Source organism: Flavobacterium sp., assembly GCF_024710485.1.
GTDB lineage: Bacteria > Bacteroidota > Bacteroidia > Flavobacteriales > Flavobacteriaceae > Flavobacterium.
Genome location: NZ_JANJUQ010000005.1, coordinates 24905 through 37988, shown reverse-complemented (window position 1 = coordinate 37988; position 13084 = coordinate 24905). Strand labels below are relative to the sequence as shown.

The window sequence follows — 13084 nt, the reverse complement described above, 5'->3', positions numbered from 1 at the left end:
TTTCCAATAGTTTGTCTACTATTTTTCGGATTGCCGCAAAAATTCAGATGGTTAATGCTTTTAGTTGCCAGTTGCTATTTTTATATGTATTTTATTCCAATATACATTTTAATTCTAGCGGTGACTATCGTAATAGATTATTTTGCGGGTATACTTATTGAGCAAAATCATGGGAAAAGGCGGCGTTTTTATCTTATTGTGAGTTTGTTTGCCAACATCATGGTTTTGGCAGTTTTTAAATATTACAATTTCTTTATTGAAAATATAGAGACCTTGTTAACCGCCATGGGCAGTACAACACGACTTCCTTATCTTTCCATACTATTGCCTGTTGGTTTGTCTTTCCATACTTTCCAAGCCATGAGTTACACTATTGAAGTTTACAGGGGCAATCAGAAAGCAGAAAAGCATTTTGGAATTTATGCTTTGTATGTGATGTTTTTTCCTCAACTTGTTGCCGGACCCATAGAAAGACCACAAAATGTTCTTCACCAATTTCACGAACATAAAGTCTTTACCTATCCTAATTTTATTAAAGGTTTGAAGTTAGTAATATGGGGTTTCTTTATGAAAGTTGTTGTGGCAGATCGATTGGCAATGTATGTAAATGCGGCCTACAATAACGCAGACAATCATAATGGAACCACACTTTTATTAGCTACAACATTTTTTTCTTTTCAGATATACTGCGACTTTGCCGGTTATTCTTCCATTGCTATTGGTACAGCAAGAATCATGGGGTTTGATTTGATGACTAATTTTAACAGACCTTACTTTGCCAAAACTATTTCAGAGTTTTGGAAAAGATGGCATATTTCGCTCAGTACTTGGTTTAGAGATTATCTCTATTTGCCTTTGGGCGGGAACAAAGTATCCAAATACCGTTGGTATTTTAATTTGTTTGTTGTTTTTTTGATTAGCGGGATATGGCATGGAGCCAATTGGACTTTTGTGATTTGGGGAGCCTTGAATGGCTTGTACTTAGTAACGGCAATAATAAGCCAAACTTATAGGGATAGAATTAATAGTGCGTTGGGTCTAACGAGGAATAAAACTTTTTTTACAGCCTTGCAAATCCTAACTACATTCATTTTAAGTTCATTCGCATGGATATTCTTCAGAGCCAATACGGTTGATGATGCCTTTTTGATAGTTCAAAAAATAACCACATCCTTGTCCGGTGATTTGTTTGTAAAATGGGATGTGTTCTTCGCGGTCTTTATAGGACTGACTGTTTTACTATTGAAAGAGTTTAGAGATGAGTTTTTATCCCATAAGCTGTCATTTATGAAAAAATACAATTTAAGTTTAGTATTTTATGCGGTAATCGTTTCGCTTATTCTTTTGATGGGCGTTTTTGATGAGGGACAATTTATTTATTTCCAATTTTAATCAGTATGAATAAGCAAAAGCATATAACTATAGTGAAAAAAGGGCTACTGTTCTTATTATTGATTGTTCTGATAGATTTGATCTCGGGTTTTGTTTTTGATGCTATGTATACCAATTCAAAATCAGGGGTAGCTTATCAAGAAAATCAGGTTTTTAACAAAACTCAAGACAGCATTCTTATTTTTGGTTCTTCCAGAGCGGCTTTTCATTATCGCCCTGATTTGATATCCGAGCAAACCGGCTTGAGCTGTTATAATGCCGGTAGAGAAGGGATGGGGATTTATTTTCATTATGCAGCGCTCTTAGCTACCCTCGAAAGATACCAGCCTAAAATAATAGTTCTAGATTTAGACTTTAGAGATGTGTACAATAGAGGCGGAAGTTTTGGGGAAGATGTGTTTAGTGATTTAGCACCTTTCTACGGTAAAATCAACGCTGAGTTCGATTCTTACATTTGCAGGCATTGGTATGATCCAATACTATATCAGTCTAATTTGATTAAGTACAATAAAAAGTTTTTTAATATACTGACGGCTAATGTTGTTAAAAATAAAGACAATTTTAAGGGTTATATTCCTTTAAAAGGGACTTGGGATGGTAAAGATAAAGTACTCAAAGGCGATACATTTACACTTAGCACGGAGTTGATTAATACAGTTCATCGTTTTATAGCCAAGGCACAATCTCACAATATTAAGGTGATATTGGTTGTTTCGCCTACCTTTAAAAAAATCAAACCGGAATTTTTTAAAATCGCCCAACAAATTGCCGATAAGCACAATGTTAGGTTGATTAATTATTTTGATAACAAAGATTTTAGAGCCAATAAACCTCTTTTCCACGATTCTGAGCATCTCAATGAGGAGGGTGCGGTTTTATTTTCCCGTCAAGTTGCCTCACAAATTATTCCTGAAAAGAGGTAATATGACGACGTTTGGTATTATTTTAAGAATATTGAGCTAATTTTTATTTTCGTTTTTTACCTTTGACTATCACATACTGTTAATAAGCCTTAACTAAATAAATTTAACCATGGAAAAAGAACTTTTTGAACAACTTGAAGATATTTTAGAATTGGCCCCGGGAACGGTGACGCTTACAGCTGTGTTCCGAGATTATGAAAACTGGGATTCAATGGCGAATCTCTCGGTAATAGCCATGTTAGATGATTCTTTTGGGGTTCACATAGCCTCTCAAGATTTTAAAAACCTAATAACAGTGGGTGATTTGGTGGCAGAGATTGCTAAAAGAACTGCCTAAACACTCTCGTAATTTAACCAACCTACTACCATGAATCCGCTATTTGGACTGGAACACAAAAACATATTAGTTACCGGTGCTTCCTCCGGTATTGGTCGTGCTGTGGCGGAAATGCTGGCCAATCAGGGCGCCACTGTAATGATTACCGCCAGAAATGAAGAGCGATTGGAAGCGTTGCTGCAATCATTGCCAAATAGTGGGCATCACTATTTTTGCGCCGATTTAACTGTTGATGAGGAGGTTAAGAAATTGGCCGCAGCCATGCCGCTTCTTGATGGAATTATTCTCAATGCCGGTATGGTTAAAACGGTTCCGGTGCAGTTTGTTAAAAGGGAGGATTTAGATTATATGTTCAATTTGATGTTGCACAGCTCCATCTTATTGGTTCAACAGTTGTTGAAAAATAAAAAGCTAAATCCCGGTGCTTCCGTTTGTTTTATTTCCTCAGTAGCTTCTCAAAAAATTACCATAGGAAATGCCATTTACAGTGCCGCAAAAGGCGCATTGAATTCTTTTACCAAGTCTTTGGCGTTAGAATTGGCCCCGAAACAAATCAGGGTCAATGCCATTTTACCCGGTATGGTGCAAACTGCAATTTTAGATTCCGGCGCAGTGTCGGATGAGCAATTGCAAATTCATTTAAAAAATTATCCTTTAGGCCGATTTGGTCAACCGCAAGATATAGCCGGTTTAACCGTTTATTTAATGGCCGATGTTTCACAATGGATGACCGGAAGTCTGATTGTTTTGGACGGCGGTTATACACTAAAGTAATGTATGAAAAATTTAGTAATTATCGGAGCAAGTGGTTTTGCCAGAGAAATGTATGATTTGGCCATGACTTGCTATGGTTCGGAACCTGATTTCAAGGTAAAAGGTTTTTTGAGTGATAATCCTTCTACGATTGAGTCTATGGGTTATCCTCCGGTATTGAATACAGTAACCGACTATGAGCCTGAAGCCAATGATGTTTTCTTTTGTGCTATCGGCAATGTGTACCATCGCAGAAAAACGGTGGAGCTTATTTTGTCTAAAGGAGGACAGTTTATTAATTTAATCCATCCAACTGCTATTATTTCACCCAGTGTAAAATTAGGGATTGGTGTAGGCATAAAAGCTTACTGTGTACTAGCCAGTGATGTAACCGTTGAAGATTTTACCTTTTTACAAAGCTCCGTTATCATGGGGCATGATGTGCATGTTGGGCGGTTTTGCCAAGTAAATTCCTTTGCTTTTTTTGCGGGTTATGTTCGTGTGAACGATATGGTTTCGGTTAACGCAGGTGTCCGAATCATACAAAATGTGGTGGTGGAAGAAGAGTCTGTTGTGGGTATCGGCAGCGTTGTTTTAAATCGCGTTAAAAAAAATACCACAGTCTTTGGAAATCCTGCTAAACGAATAATATTATAACGATGTCTTTTGCTTCCTTTCACAATATCAGAATCTCCGGAATAGCCACTGCAGTTCCTACCCAAAAGCATGCAGTTGAGGGGCAAACAGCTTCCGATTTGGGTTTTGCTGCTGCCGAAAAACTTTTGGAAGAAAAAATAACCGACAGAACAGAGTTGGGATTTATAGTGTTTTTAACCAAAACCCCTGATTATCGCAGTACTGCATCACCTATTGTTTTGCAACATCGTTTGCAATTGCCAATTGATTGTTTGGCCTATGACGTGAATTTAGGCGCTTTGGGCTTTTTAGCCGGAATACAATTGGGTTGTTCTTTGATCAACGGGTTGAATACCCGTAAAGGATTGATCGTGATAGGGGACACCAATAGTAAGCAACTGGAAGACCAACATCCTTTGTTGGCCCATTTTGGTGATGGCGCAACCGCAATACTGTTGGAGCAGGCAGCTTCATCATCCATTAATTTGGCAACGTTTTCGCAAGGAGAAGGTTATCAGTCCTATCTGTTACCCGGAGGCGGATTCAGAACCAATGAAAGACGCAAAGCTTATAATTTATCCGGATTGCCAACCGCAACTGAAGACCATAGATTGCGTTATGATCAGGAACAGTTGTTTCGTTTTTTTTCCACTACAATACCCGCCGACTTAAAAGCATTCCTTGCTAAAATTAAAGGTTCAACCACTTCTTTTGATAAGGTAGCGCTTCATTATGCTCCCGAGGATTTTATTTCCGCTATTGTTAGCGAAACTGGTTTTGATGAAGCTGCTATTTGCGTTGGTTCCGATGCCTACACCGAGGTTTCAGGTGCTACAATTCCTTTACTCTTAACTGCTGCAGATGAAGGGAAAAGAGTTTTGGGCATTGCTTACGGCGAGGGTTTTTCATGGGGATTCATCGATTTTTGCTTGCATGAAAATACTGTTTTACCATTAATTAAAACCGATGTGTATTTCACTGAAGGTTTTGTAACTCACGAAATTTAGTATGCTAACCGGATCATTTCAACATATTAAAATAGCCGGATTGTCGGTGGCCGTGCCTAAAGATAAAGTGGCCGTTGATACTTTTTCCGATATATTCGGTGCCGAGAACATTGAAAAGTTCAAAGAGATGACAGGCGTTCAATCGGTATCGAGAGCTAAGCCCAATCAAACAGCCTCCGATTTAGGGTATGAAGCTGCTGTTGATGTTTTTGAAAAATCCAAAGTATCCAAAATCGATATCGGTTTTTTAATTTTTGTTACTCAAAAACCCGATTACAGAGTGCCTTCAACGGCATTTGTATTGCATAAACGTCTTGAATTACCTGAAAATTGTTTGTGTTTTGATTTAAATTTAGCTTGTTCGGGTTTTATTTTCGGTTTGCAAACTATATTGTCTTTATTGGACAATTCCGAGTCCAAGGCGGCGTTGCTCATCACCGGAGACACTTCGGTTAAAACTTTATCACCACACGACAGAACTATGGTGATGCTTTTTGGTGATAGCGGGTCGGCTACTTTATTGGAAAAGACTAAAGATACGGCTCCCGTTCATTTGGGTTTCAGAACCGACGGGCATCGATTTAAAAGTATCATTACTCCGGCCGGAGCTTACCGCAATCGCCATTTGCCTCATGACAGAGTAGCTTGGAGCGATGGTATTTTGCGTTCCGATTATGATACCCACATGAAAGGTATGGATGTTTTTGGATTTTCCATTACAGATGTGCCCCAATTGATGAAAGATTTTATGACCTTTAGGGAGACTACAACAGAAGACTATGATTTCTTTATATTGCATCAGGCCAATAATTACATTTTAAAACAGCTTTCCAGAAAGTTGAAAATACCTACCGAGAAGATACCGGTTTCTTTAGACCGATTTGGTAACAACAGCAGTAATTCCATTCCATTGGTTTTGGCGGATCATTTTGGTGGAAAACATCTCGGTAATCTCCACATTTTTATATGTGGTTTCGGAGCAGGTTTGTCGTTGGCTTGTGGTGATTTGGTTATTGACACTGCTGTGATTAATCCACTGCTGGAAACCGATTCCTGTTATTTGGATTCTTATTGAATTTTGAAAAAAAGAGGTTTGTTTTATAGGCCAAAACGGCTTACTTTTACTCCATAAAAAAATATTATTTAGCATAATACCCTAGAAAAAAATGAGTGTTTTAGAAAAATACAATTCCGTTTTTATATCCGTTTTTAATGTTGAAGCGTCCGTTTTGGGACATGATTTTACTTCTGATACTGTAGATAATTGGGATTCTATTACCCAATTGAGTTTGGTTACTGCGATGGAAGATACCTTTGATATTATGCTGGATCCGGAAGATATCTTGAATTTTAAATCCTATTTAGCAGGTAAAGATATAGTAGCCAAGTATGGCGTAACCTTTTAATGATTATTTCATGAGTACCCGATTGCTTGAAGGAAAGATATGTTTAGTTACCGGTACCAACAGAGGTATTGGTATGGCAATAGCGGAACGATATGCCGAGGAAGGCGCTGTTGTTTTTGCCAATGCCAGAAAAGAAGATTCTTTAGAGACATGGGCAAAACAATGTTCTGAAAAATACCATACCTCGGTTATTCCCCTTTATTTTGATATTACTGATGCTGCGGCATCTAAAGCGGCACTTCTTAAAATAAAATCTGATTTCGGCAGGATTGACGTATTGGTAAACAATGCCGGCATGGTGACCTATGAGTTGTTGCCTATGATTGATTTTGAAAAACTCAGAGCCATGTTTGAGGTTAACGTAATTGCGATGATTCAATTGGTACAATTGGCTTCCAGAATCATGACACGTCAAAAAAGCGGTTCCATTATAAACATGTCAAGTGTGGTAGGTGTTCAGGGGGTGAAAGGACAATTAGGCTATTCCGCTACAAAAGGTGCTGTAATTTCAATTACAAAATCGGCCGCTAAAGAATTGATTGAACACAACATTCGAGTTAATGCCATTGCACCCGGTATGGTTGGTACGGAACGCTTTACCGCAGTATTTGAAGAGAAATTTAAAGATAAAATCGCCAATATTGGAATAGGAAGATTAGCCGAACCCAATGAGATTGCCAATGTATGTGTTTTTTTAGCTTCCGATTTATCGACCTATGTAACCGGTCAGGTTATTGGCGTTGATGGCTCTGCTTCATTTTAATACCTATCACTATGCTTCTTCAAGCAGCATTTATCAAAGACAATAGCACTGCATTAATTGATGTTGAAGGCAATGATTTGTCTTACAAAGATTTATTTGATTTTTCGAAACTGTTCTACAGTCAAATCAACAAACGTACGTTGATTTTTATTTTCTCCGAAAATACTTTGGGTTCCGTTGCCGGTTATGTAGCGGCTTTGGAAACCAGGATAGTTCCCTTGTTGCTAAATACAGGAACCGATAAAGCACTCAGAGGAACGCTCATTTCAAAGTACCAGCCCGAGTATTTTTGGCTGCCTGAGGGTATGATTTCTGAATTTGATGGTGAAGTCATCTTCAAAGCCTATGGTTATGTTTTGTTGAAAACAGGATTGAATGCGCCTTTACTTTATGAGGATTTGTCCCTTTTGTTGCCTACTTCAGGCTCTACCGGTAGCCCAAAATTGGTTAGACACAGTTATAACAACATACTTGCCAATGCACGAAATGTGGGTAAAGTGTTCGAAATTACTTCGAGCGACAGAGCCTTGGCCATGTTGCCGATGTACTACACCATGGGATTGTCTGTAATTACAAGCTATTTGTATGGAGGTGCTACCGTATTGTTATTTAACGGTAGCTTGACTGATGCCGTTTTTTGGAAGTTCCTTAAAACACAACAAGCCACTATTTTAACAGGCGTTCCGTATAGTTTTGAAATATTGTATAAGCTGCGGTTTACCAGAATGGATTTGCCCGATTTGAAAATAATAACACAAGGAGGCGGGAAATTGAATTCAACGTTGTTTAACGAGTTTGCCGATTATGCAGTACGCACCGGGAAAAAATTTATAGCTACTTACGGACAAACTGAAGGCACTGCAAGAATGGCTTATTTACCTGCGGAGTTTGCTCAGACTAAAATTGGGAGTATCGGAAAAGCCATTCCTGAGGGAAGACTTTACTTGATAGATGAAAACGGTCATGAAATTATGCAAGCTAATACTCCGGGTGAAATGGTTTACAGCGGTCCCAATGTGACTTTAGGTTATGCTTTTTCCGGAGATGATTTGTGTAAAACGGATGAAAGAGCGGGTGTTTTGCCCACCGGCGACATTGCTATAACAGATGCAGATGGTTTTTTTTATATAGTAGGCAGAATAAGCAGGTTTCTAAAGTTGTATGGACTTAGAATTGGTTTGGATGATATAGAGCAATTGATTTTTCAGACTTTTGGTGTTGAAACGGTTTGTACCGGCACCGATGAAAAAATGAAGATTTATATAACGAATCAAGAGATGATTACGGTTATTACTGATTTTGTAATTCAGAAAACAGGGTTGTATCATCAGGCTTTTGAAGTGCTTTTCATTCCGCAAATCCCTAGAAATGAGGTTGGCAAAGTAATTTATAATTTTGAATAGTTAATCGTCAGAATATAAATTAATTTATTATGAAAGTACATCACTATGTAAACCCACACCGGCACTCTAATTCGTATGTTTTGGAATTAGCAGAGGGTATAGTGGTTTTAGTTGATCTTGGTGATTTTAATACAAAGCCTTTTTTGGATTGGATGCAAGAGAATGGCAAACGGTTAAGTCATGTTATTTTGACCCACGAGCATGCAGATCATTGTTGCGGTGTTGATGCTTTAGGGGCTCAAGTTTCGTTTCAATTGATTTGTTCTGCTAAGTGTGAAGTTAATATACGCAATAGTCGTCAAAACTTTTCCTTTTATTTGGAAGAAATTCCCACATTTGAGGTAGACTATCAAGATGTTTTGATTGTGCGGGATGGGGAAACCTTGGTTATTGGCGGTTATGAATTTTATTTCACAGAGACACCCGGTCACAGTCCGGGAAGTATTTGCATAAAGGTTGAAGATTTTGTATTCACCGGTGATACTGTTTTGAATGGCGTCAAATCACCTTTAAGTTTTCCCCATAGTAACCGAGAGGCTTACCAACTTTCTGTTCAAAAAATACAGGGGATTTTGACTGATGGGATGACTATATTTCCGGGACATGACAGTTCGTTTGAGTTTAAAGGTTTTGAAGAGCTCGCGGTTTAATTTTTTTAAATAATAATAATAAACTTTCAGCAAAATATGTATAGGAATCTAATAAAGCCTTTTTTTGATTTTGTATGCTCATTAATTGCATTGGTTTTGCTTTGTCCTATTCTTATTTTTTTTACAATATTGCTCTTTTGGGCTAATGGAGGGAAACCCTTTTTCTTTCAATCTCGTCCCGGTAAAAATGGTAAAATATTTAATATTGTAAAGTTCAAAACCATGAGCGATAAGAAGGATAATGATGGTAAATTATTACCGGATGCACAAAGATTAACAGCTATTGGAAGTTTTGTTAGAAAGACCTCAATAGATGAATTACCGCAATTGGTTAATGTTTTGAAAGGCGACATGAGTTTGGTAGGACCCAGACCCTTGCTTTCCAGTTATCTACACTTGTATGACGATTTTCAAAACCGCAGGCATGAAATTAAGCCCGGCATTACGGGTTGGGCACAAGTTAACGGCAGAAATGCCATTTCTTGGGATAAAAAATTTGAATATGATGTTTGGTACGTAGATCATGTTTCATTCTTGTTAGACTGTAAGATTTTAATAAAGACCGTTCTTAAGGTATTTAAACGAGACGGTATTAATGCTGCAAATTCAGCTACAACAGAGCCTTTTCAGGGCCAGAACTATTAATAATTTGATGATTATGACACCAACTAAAATTTGGCTTTCTTCTCCGCATATGGGCGGAAACGAACAACAGTATGTGAAAGAAGCTTTTGATACCAATTGGGTTGCTCCTTTGGGACCTAATGTTAATGGCTTTGAAACCGATTTAGAACAGTTTTTGAATGATAATGTTCAAGTAGCCGCCTTAAGTTCCGGTACTGCTGCCATACATTTAGGATTAATTTTGCTGGGTGTCGGGCCAGGTGATGAGGTTATTTGTCAGAGCTTTACCTTTTCCGCATCTGCCAATCCTATCTGCTATTTGGGTGCTACTCCTGTTTTTGTTGATAGCGAGCCGGATACGTGGAATATTTGTCCGATTGCTTTGGAAGAAGCTATAAAGGATCGAATCGCAAAAGGTAAAAAACCTAAAGCCATTATTGGTGTTCATCTTTACGGCATGCCTTTTAAAGTGGATGACATTAAAGCACTTGCGGCGCGGTACGAAATTCCTTTACTTGAAGATAGTGCAGAAGCCTTGGGAAGTCATTATAAAGGAAAAAAATGTGGTACTTTCGGAGACCTTTCTGTATTGTCTTTTAATGGTAACAAAATTATCACGACCTCCGGCGGCGGCGCTTTGGTAACGCATTCTAAAGCTATGAAAGACAAGGCTGTTTTTCTTTCCACACAAGCCCGAGACCATGCAGCACATTACCAACATAGTGAGATTGGCTACAATTACCGCATGAGTAATATATGTGCCGGTATTGGAAGGGGGCAGATGGAGGTTTTAGAAGCTCATGTTAATTTGAGACGGGCTATGCACGATTTTTATACTCACTATTTTGCAGATAAAACCGGCGTAACCGTTTTTAAAGAGCCTGAAGCCATTTTCTATTCCAACCATTGGTTGACCAGTATTGTTATTGATCCGGTTTTGGTAGGAAAAACAAGAGAAGATTTAAGATTGTTTTTAGAACAACACCATATTGAAACCAGACCGCTATGGAAACCAATGCACCTACAACCGGTTTTTGCCGAATGTCCTTATTACGGGACTGATGTGGCTGAGCGCTTGTTTGAGAATGGGCTTTGTTTGCCTTCGGGTTCAAACTTAACGACTATTGACTGCGATAGGTTAACCCGCGCTTTGGATGAATTTTTTTTGTAAAATCTCTAATAAAATGTTAAAATTAGTTTAAATTTGGACCAATGACCCATGATATATGAGCAAAAAAATTTTTAGAGAATTAGAAATGAGCATACTTAACAAAAAGTTTCAAAATATAGGCTATTTGCCTCGTTGGATCATTTTTGCTATAGATGTATTTATAGTCAGTGTTGCTTGTGTAATTACAACCTATATAATTCATAGCCTTTCGGTTATTTTTCCGACTTCATTGGATGTCATTTCTTTTAACCTTATCATTGTATTGGTGAATGCTATTTGCTTTATGGTTTACAGAACGTATTCCGGAATCATAAGGCATTCCACTTTTATTGATGGTGTTAAACTCTTGGTTTCTGCGGCTTCATCCTACTTTATTTTATTGGGAATTAACATCGGCTATTATGTATTGACCGGTAAAAAACTTTTTTTGTCAACCGGTTTGTTTATCACTTTTGTTATATCGTTTTTGCTTTTATTCTTGTTTAGGATATTGGTTAAAAACATATTCGAAAAATACCTGCTGAGTGATAACAATAAAAAATTAGTCAAAGCTGTGATTTACGGGGCTGATGCCAACGCTATTTCTGTTGCTAATGCCCTAAAAACAGAGAAACCCTCACGTTTTAATTTGGTTGCCTTTATAGACAAGTACAAACACACTAAAACTTCTAAAAGTATATTGGATTTACCCATAGTGAATCAGTCAAAAAACATTCATGTTATTTTGAGAAGTTTGGGAGCGGAAGCCTTAATTATTGCGGAAAAAAGTCTTACAAAAGAGGAAACTGTTGCCATAGTAGAAGAGTGTTTGGAGTACAATTTCAAAGTGTTTACGGTGCCCTTGATTACCGATTGGGAAGATCAAAAGCAAATTTCCAATCAACTTAAGAATTTTGATATTGAAGATTTGTTACATCGCAAACCGATAGTTTTAGATAATCAATCCATTTCGGCTCAAATTGATGGTAAAACGGTATTGATTACCGGTGGAGCTGGGTCTATTGGTAGTGAGATTGTTCGACAAGTAATCCTTTTTTCGCCCTTCAAGATTATTATACTGGACCAAGCGGAATCACCATTACATAATTTGAGATTGGAAATCGGAGCCATTGCAGGTAAAGTCAAAATCAGAACCGTTCTTGCAGATGTTAAAGATTTTGAAGCCATGGAATACGTTTTTCAAACCTACAAACCCGACTATGTTTACCATGCTGCTGCCTACAAGCATGTGCCTTTAATGGAGGAAAATCCGGCACAAGCTATTTTAACCAATGTAGTAGGGACTAAAAACTTGGCCGATTTGTCTTGTCGTTATCCAGTGGAGAAGTTTGTGTTGATTTCAACAGATAAAGCTGTTAATCCAAGTAGTGTAATGGGTGCCAGTAAAAGGATAGCTGAAAAGTATGTACAGTCTCTTAACTTTTATAGAGCAGAAAACGGGACGCAAAAAGCTACTAAATTTATCACCACTAGGTTTGGTAATGTTTTGGGTTCTAATGGTTCCATAGTTCCATTGTTTACTAAACAAATTCAGGAAGGCGGTCCGTTAACCATTACACATCCCGAGATTATTCGTTACTTTATGACCATACCGGAGGCTTGTCAGTTGGTTTTAGAGGCAGGAGCCATGGGGAAAGGAGGCGAGATTTACATTTTTGATATGGGTGAACCGGTAAAAATTATTGATTTGGCCAAAAAAATGATTCGATTGGCCGGTTTTGTTCCGGATAAGGAAATCAAAATCAAAATTATCGGACTAAGACCCGGTGAAAAATTGTACGAAGAATTGTTGAATGATACTTCGAAGACGTTGCCTACACACAATGAAAAGATAATGATAGGTCAAGATAAATGCGATGATTTTGAGATGATTAATCGTCTTGTTTGTGATTTGATTCAAACAGCTAAAAAGTCGAGTAATGAAGAAATTGTCGGGATGATGAAAAAAATAGTGCCTGAATTTAAAAGTATGAATTCGGTCTTTGAAACACTTGACCACTAGTTTTACCAGTTATCAAT

Annotated in this window: 14 protein-coding genes; all 14 read left to right on the top strand. The window is 37.8% G+C overall.

Going from position 1 to position 13084, the window contains the following annotated elements; translation table 11 throughout:
• Positions 1 to 54: 54 nt before the first annotated feature.
• The 14 genes from Q0M21_RS00675 to Q0M21_RS00610 all read left to right on the top strand — a co-directional run bounded on the left by Q0M21_RS00675 (position 55) and on the right by Q0M21_RS00610 (position 13067).
• Positions 55 to 1392, top strand: coding sequence for an MBOAT family protein (locus Q0M21_RS00675; protein ID WP_295333271.1), 1338 nt, complete (start codon positions 55 to 57; stop codon positions 1390 to 1392).
• 5 nt (positions 1393 to 1397) lie between these two features.
• A complete protein-coding gene (locus tag Q0M21_RS00670) occupies positions 1398 to 2315 on the top strand; it encodes a hypothetical protein (RefSeq protein WP_295333269.1) in 918 nt (305 codons plus the stop codon).
• Between the two features lie 109 nt (positions 2316 to 2424).
• Complete coding sequence (locus Q0M21_RS00665) at positions 2425 to 2652, top strand: acyl carrier protein (protein WP_295333267.1); 228 nt, start codon at positions 2425 to 2427, stop codon at positions 2650 to 2652.
• Positions 2653 to 2682: 30 nt separating this feature from the next.
• Positions 2683 to 3426 (top strand): SDR family NAD(P)-dependent oxidoreductase, encoded by a 744-nt coding sequence (locus Q0M21_RS00660; RefSeq protein WP_295333265.1) that lies wholly within the window; start codon positions 2683 to 2685, stop codon positions 3424 to 3426.
• A 3-nt stretch (positions 3427 to 3429) separates the two neighbouring features.
• Positions 3430 to 4062: a NeuD/PglB/VioB family sugar acetyltransferase gene (locus Q0M21_RS00655; RefSeq protein WP_295333263.1), complete on the top strand. Its 633-nt coding sequence runs from the start codon at positions 3430 to 3432 to the stop codon at positions 4060 to 4062.
• Positions 4063 to 4064: 2 nt separating this feature from the next.
• The gene (locus Q0M21_RS00650; protein WP_295333253.1) at positions 4065 to 5048 is read left to right on the top strand and encodes a 3-oxoacyl-[acyl-carrier-protein] synthase III C-terminal domain-containing protein; all 984 of its coding nucleotides are present in this window, start codon (positions 4065 to 4067) and stop codon (positions 5046 to 5048) included.
• A 1-nt stretch (position 5049) separates the two neighbouring features.
• On the top strand, positions 5050 to 6123 hold the full coding sequence (locus Q0M21_RS00645) for a 3-oxoacyl-ACP synthase III family protein (RefSeq protein ID WP_295333247.1): 1074 nt from the start codon (positions 5050 to 5052) through the stop codon (positions 6121 to 6123).
• A 91-nt stretch (positions 6124 to 6214) separates the two neighbouring features.
• Positions 6215 to 6454: an acyl carrier protein gene (locus Q0M21_RS00640; protein ID WP_295333244.1), complete on the top strand. Its 240-nt coding sequence runs from the start codon at positions 6215 to 6217 to the stop codon at positions 6452 to 6454.
• Positions 6455 to 6464: 10 nt separating this feature from the next.
• On the top strand, positions 6465 to 7217 hold the full coding sequence (locus Q0M21_RS00635) for an SDR family NAD(P)-dependent oxidoreductase (RefSeq protein ID WP_295333242.1): 753 nt from the start codon (positions 6465 to 6467) through the stop codon (positions 7215 to 7217).
• An 11-nt stretch (positions 7218 to 7228) separates the two neighbouring features.
• On the top strand, positions 7229 to 8620 hold the full coding sequence (locus tag Q0M21_RS00630; protein WP_295333240.1) for an AMP-binding protein: 1392 nt from the start codon (positions 7229 to 7231) through the stop codon (positions 8618 to 8620).
• A 29-nt stretch (positions 8621 to 8649) separates the two neighbouring features.
• Positions 8650 to 9270 (top strand): MBL fold metallo-hydrolase, encoded by a 621-nt coding sequence (locus Q0M21_RS00625; protein ID WP_295333238.1) that lies wholly within the window; start codon positions 8650 to 8652, stop codon positions 9268 to 9270.
• Between the two features lie 36 nt (positions 9271 to 9306).
• Entirely contained in the window at positions 9307 to 9915 is a 609-nt protein-coding gene (locus Q0M21_RS00620) for a sugar transferase (protein WP_295333236.1), read from the top strand.
• Positions 9916 to 9928: 13 nt separating this feature from the next.
• Positions 9929 to 11065, top strand: coding sequence for an aminotransferase class I/II-fold pyridoxal phosphate-dependent enzyme (locus Q0M21_RS00615; protein WP_295333232.1), 1137 nt, complete (start codon positions 9929 to 9931; stop codon positions 11063 to 11065).
• Positions 11066 to 11120: 55 nt separating this feature from the next.
• Positions 11121 to 13067 (top strand): nucleoside-diphosphate sugar epimerase/dehydratase, encoded by a 1947-nt coding sequence (locus tag Q0M21_RS00610; RefSeq protein WP_295333227.1) that lies wholly within the window; start codon positions 11121 to 11123, stop codon positions 13065 to 13067.
• Positions 13068 to 13084: the final 17 nt, after the last annotated feature.

What these genes read in the sequence shown, in the direction of transcription:
- Q0M21_RS00675 (WP_295333271.1), top strand. Translation starts at nt 55, where the DNA reads ATGCTTTTAGTTGCCAGTTGCTATTTTTATATGTATTTTATTCCAATA.
- Q0M21_RS00670 (WP_295333269.1), top strand. Translation starts at nt 1,398, where the DNA reads ATGAATAAGCAAAAGCATATAACTATAGTGAAAAAAGGGCTACTGTTC.
- Q0M21_RS00665 (WP_295333267.1), top strand. Translation starts at nt 2,425, where the DNA reads ATGGAAAAAGAACTTTTTGAACAACTTGAAGATATTTTAGAATTGGCC.
- Q0M21_RS00660 (WP_295333265.1), top strand. Translation starts at nt 2,683, where the DNA reads ATGAATCCGCTATTTGGACTGGAACACAAAAACATATTAGTTACCGGT.
- Q0M21_RS00655 (WP_295333263.1), top strand. Translation starts at nt 3,430, where the DNA reads ATGAAAAATTTAGTAATTATCGGAGCAAGTGGTTTTGCCAGAGAAATG.
- Q0M21_RS00650 (WP_295333253.1), top strand. Translation starts at nt 4,065, where the DNA reads ATGTCTTTTGCTTCCTTTCACAATATCAGAATCTCCGGAATAGCCACT.
- Q0M21_RS00645 (WP_295333247.1), top strand. Translation starts at nt 5,050, where the DNA reads ATGCTAACCGGATCATTTCAACATATTAAAATAGCCGGATTGTCGGTG.
- Q0M21_RS00640 (WP_295333244.1), top strand. Translation starts at nt 6,215, where the DNA reads ATGAGTGTTTTAGAAAAATACAATTCCGTTTTTATATCCGTTTTTAAT.
- Q0M21_RS00635 (WP_295333242.1), top strand. Translation starts at nt 6,465, where the DNA reads ATGAGTACCCGATTGCTTGAAGGAAAGATATGTTTAGTTACCGGTACC.
- Q0M21_RS00630 (WP_295333240.1), top strand. Translation starts at nt 7,229, where the DNA reads ATGCTTCTTCAAGCAGCATTTATCAAAGACAATAGCACTGCATTAATT.
- Q0M21_RS00625 (WP_295333238.1), top strand. Translation starts at nt 8,650, where the DNA reads ATGAAAGTACATCACTATGTAAACCCACACCGGCACTCTAATTCGTAT.
- Q0M21_RS00620 (WP_295333236.1), top strand. Translation starts at nt 9,307, where the DNA reads ATGTATAGGAATCTAATAAAGCCTTTTTTTGATTTTGTATGCTCATTA.
- Q0M21_RS00615 (WP_295333232.1), top strand. Translation starts at nt 9,929, where the DNA reads ATGACACCAACTAAAATTTGGCTTTCTTCTCCGCATATGGGCGGAAAC.
- Q0M21_RS00610 (WP_295333227.1), top strand. Translation starts at nt 11,121, where the DNA reads ATGAGCAAAAAAATTTTTAGAGAATTAGAAATGAGCATACTTAACAAA.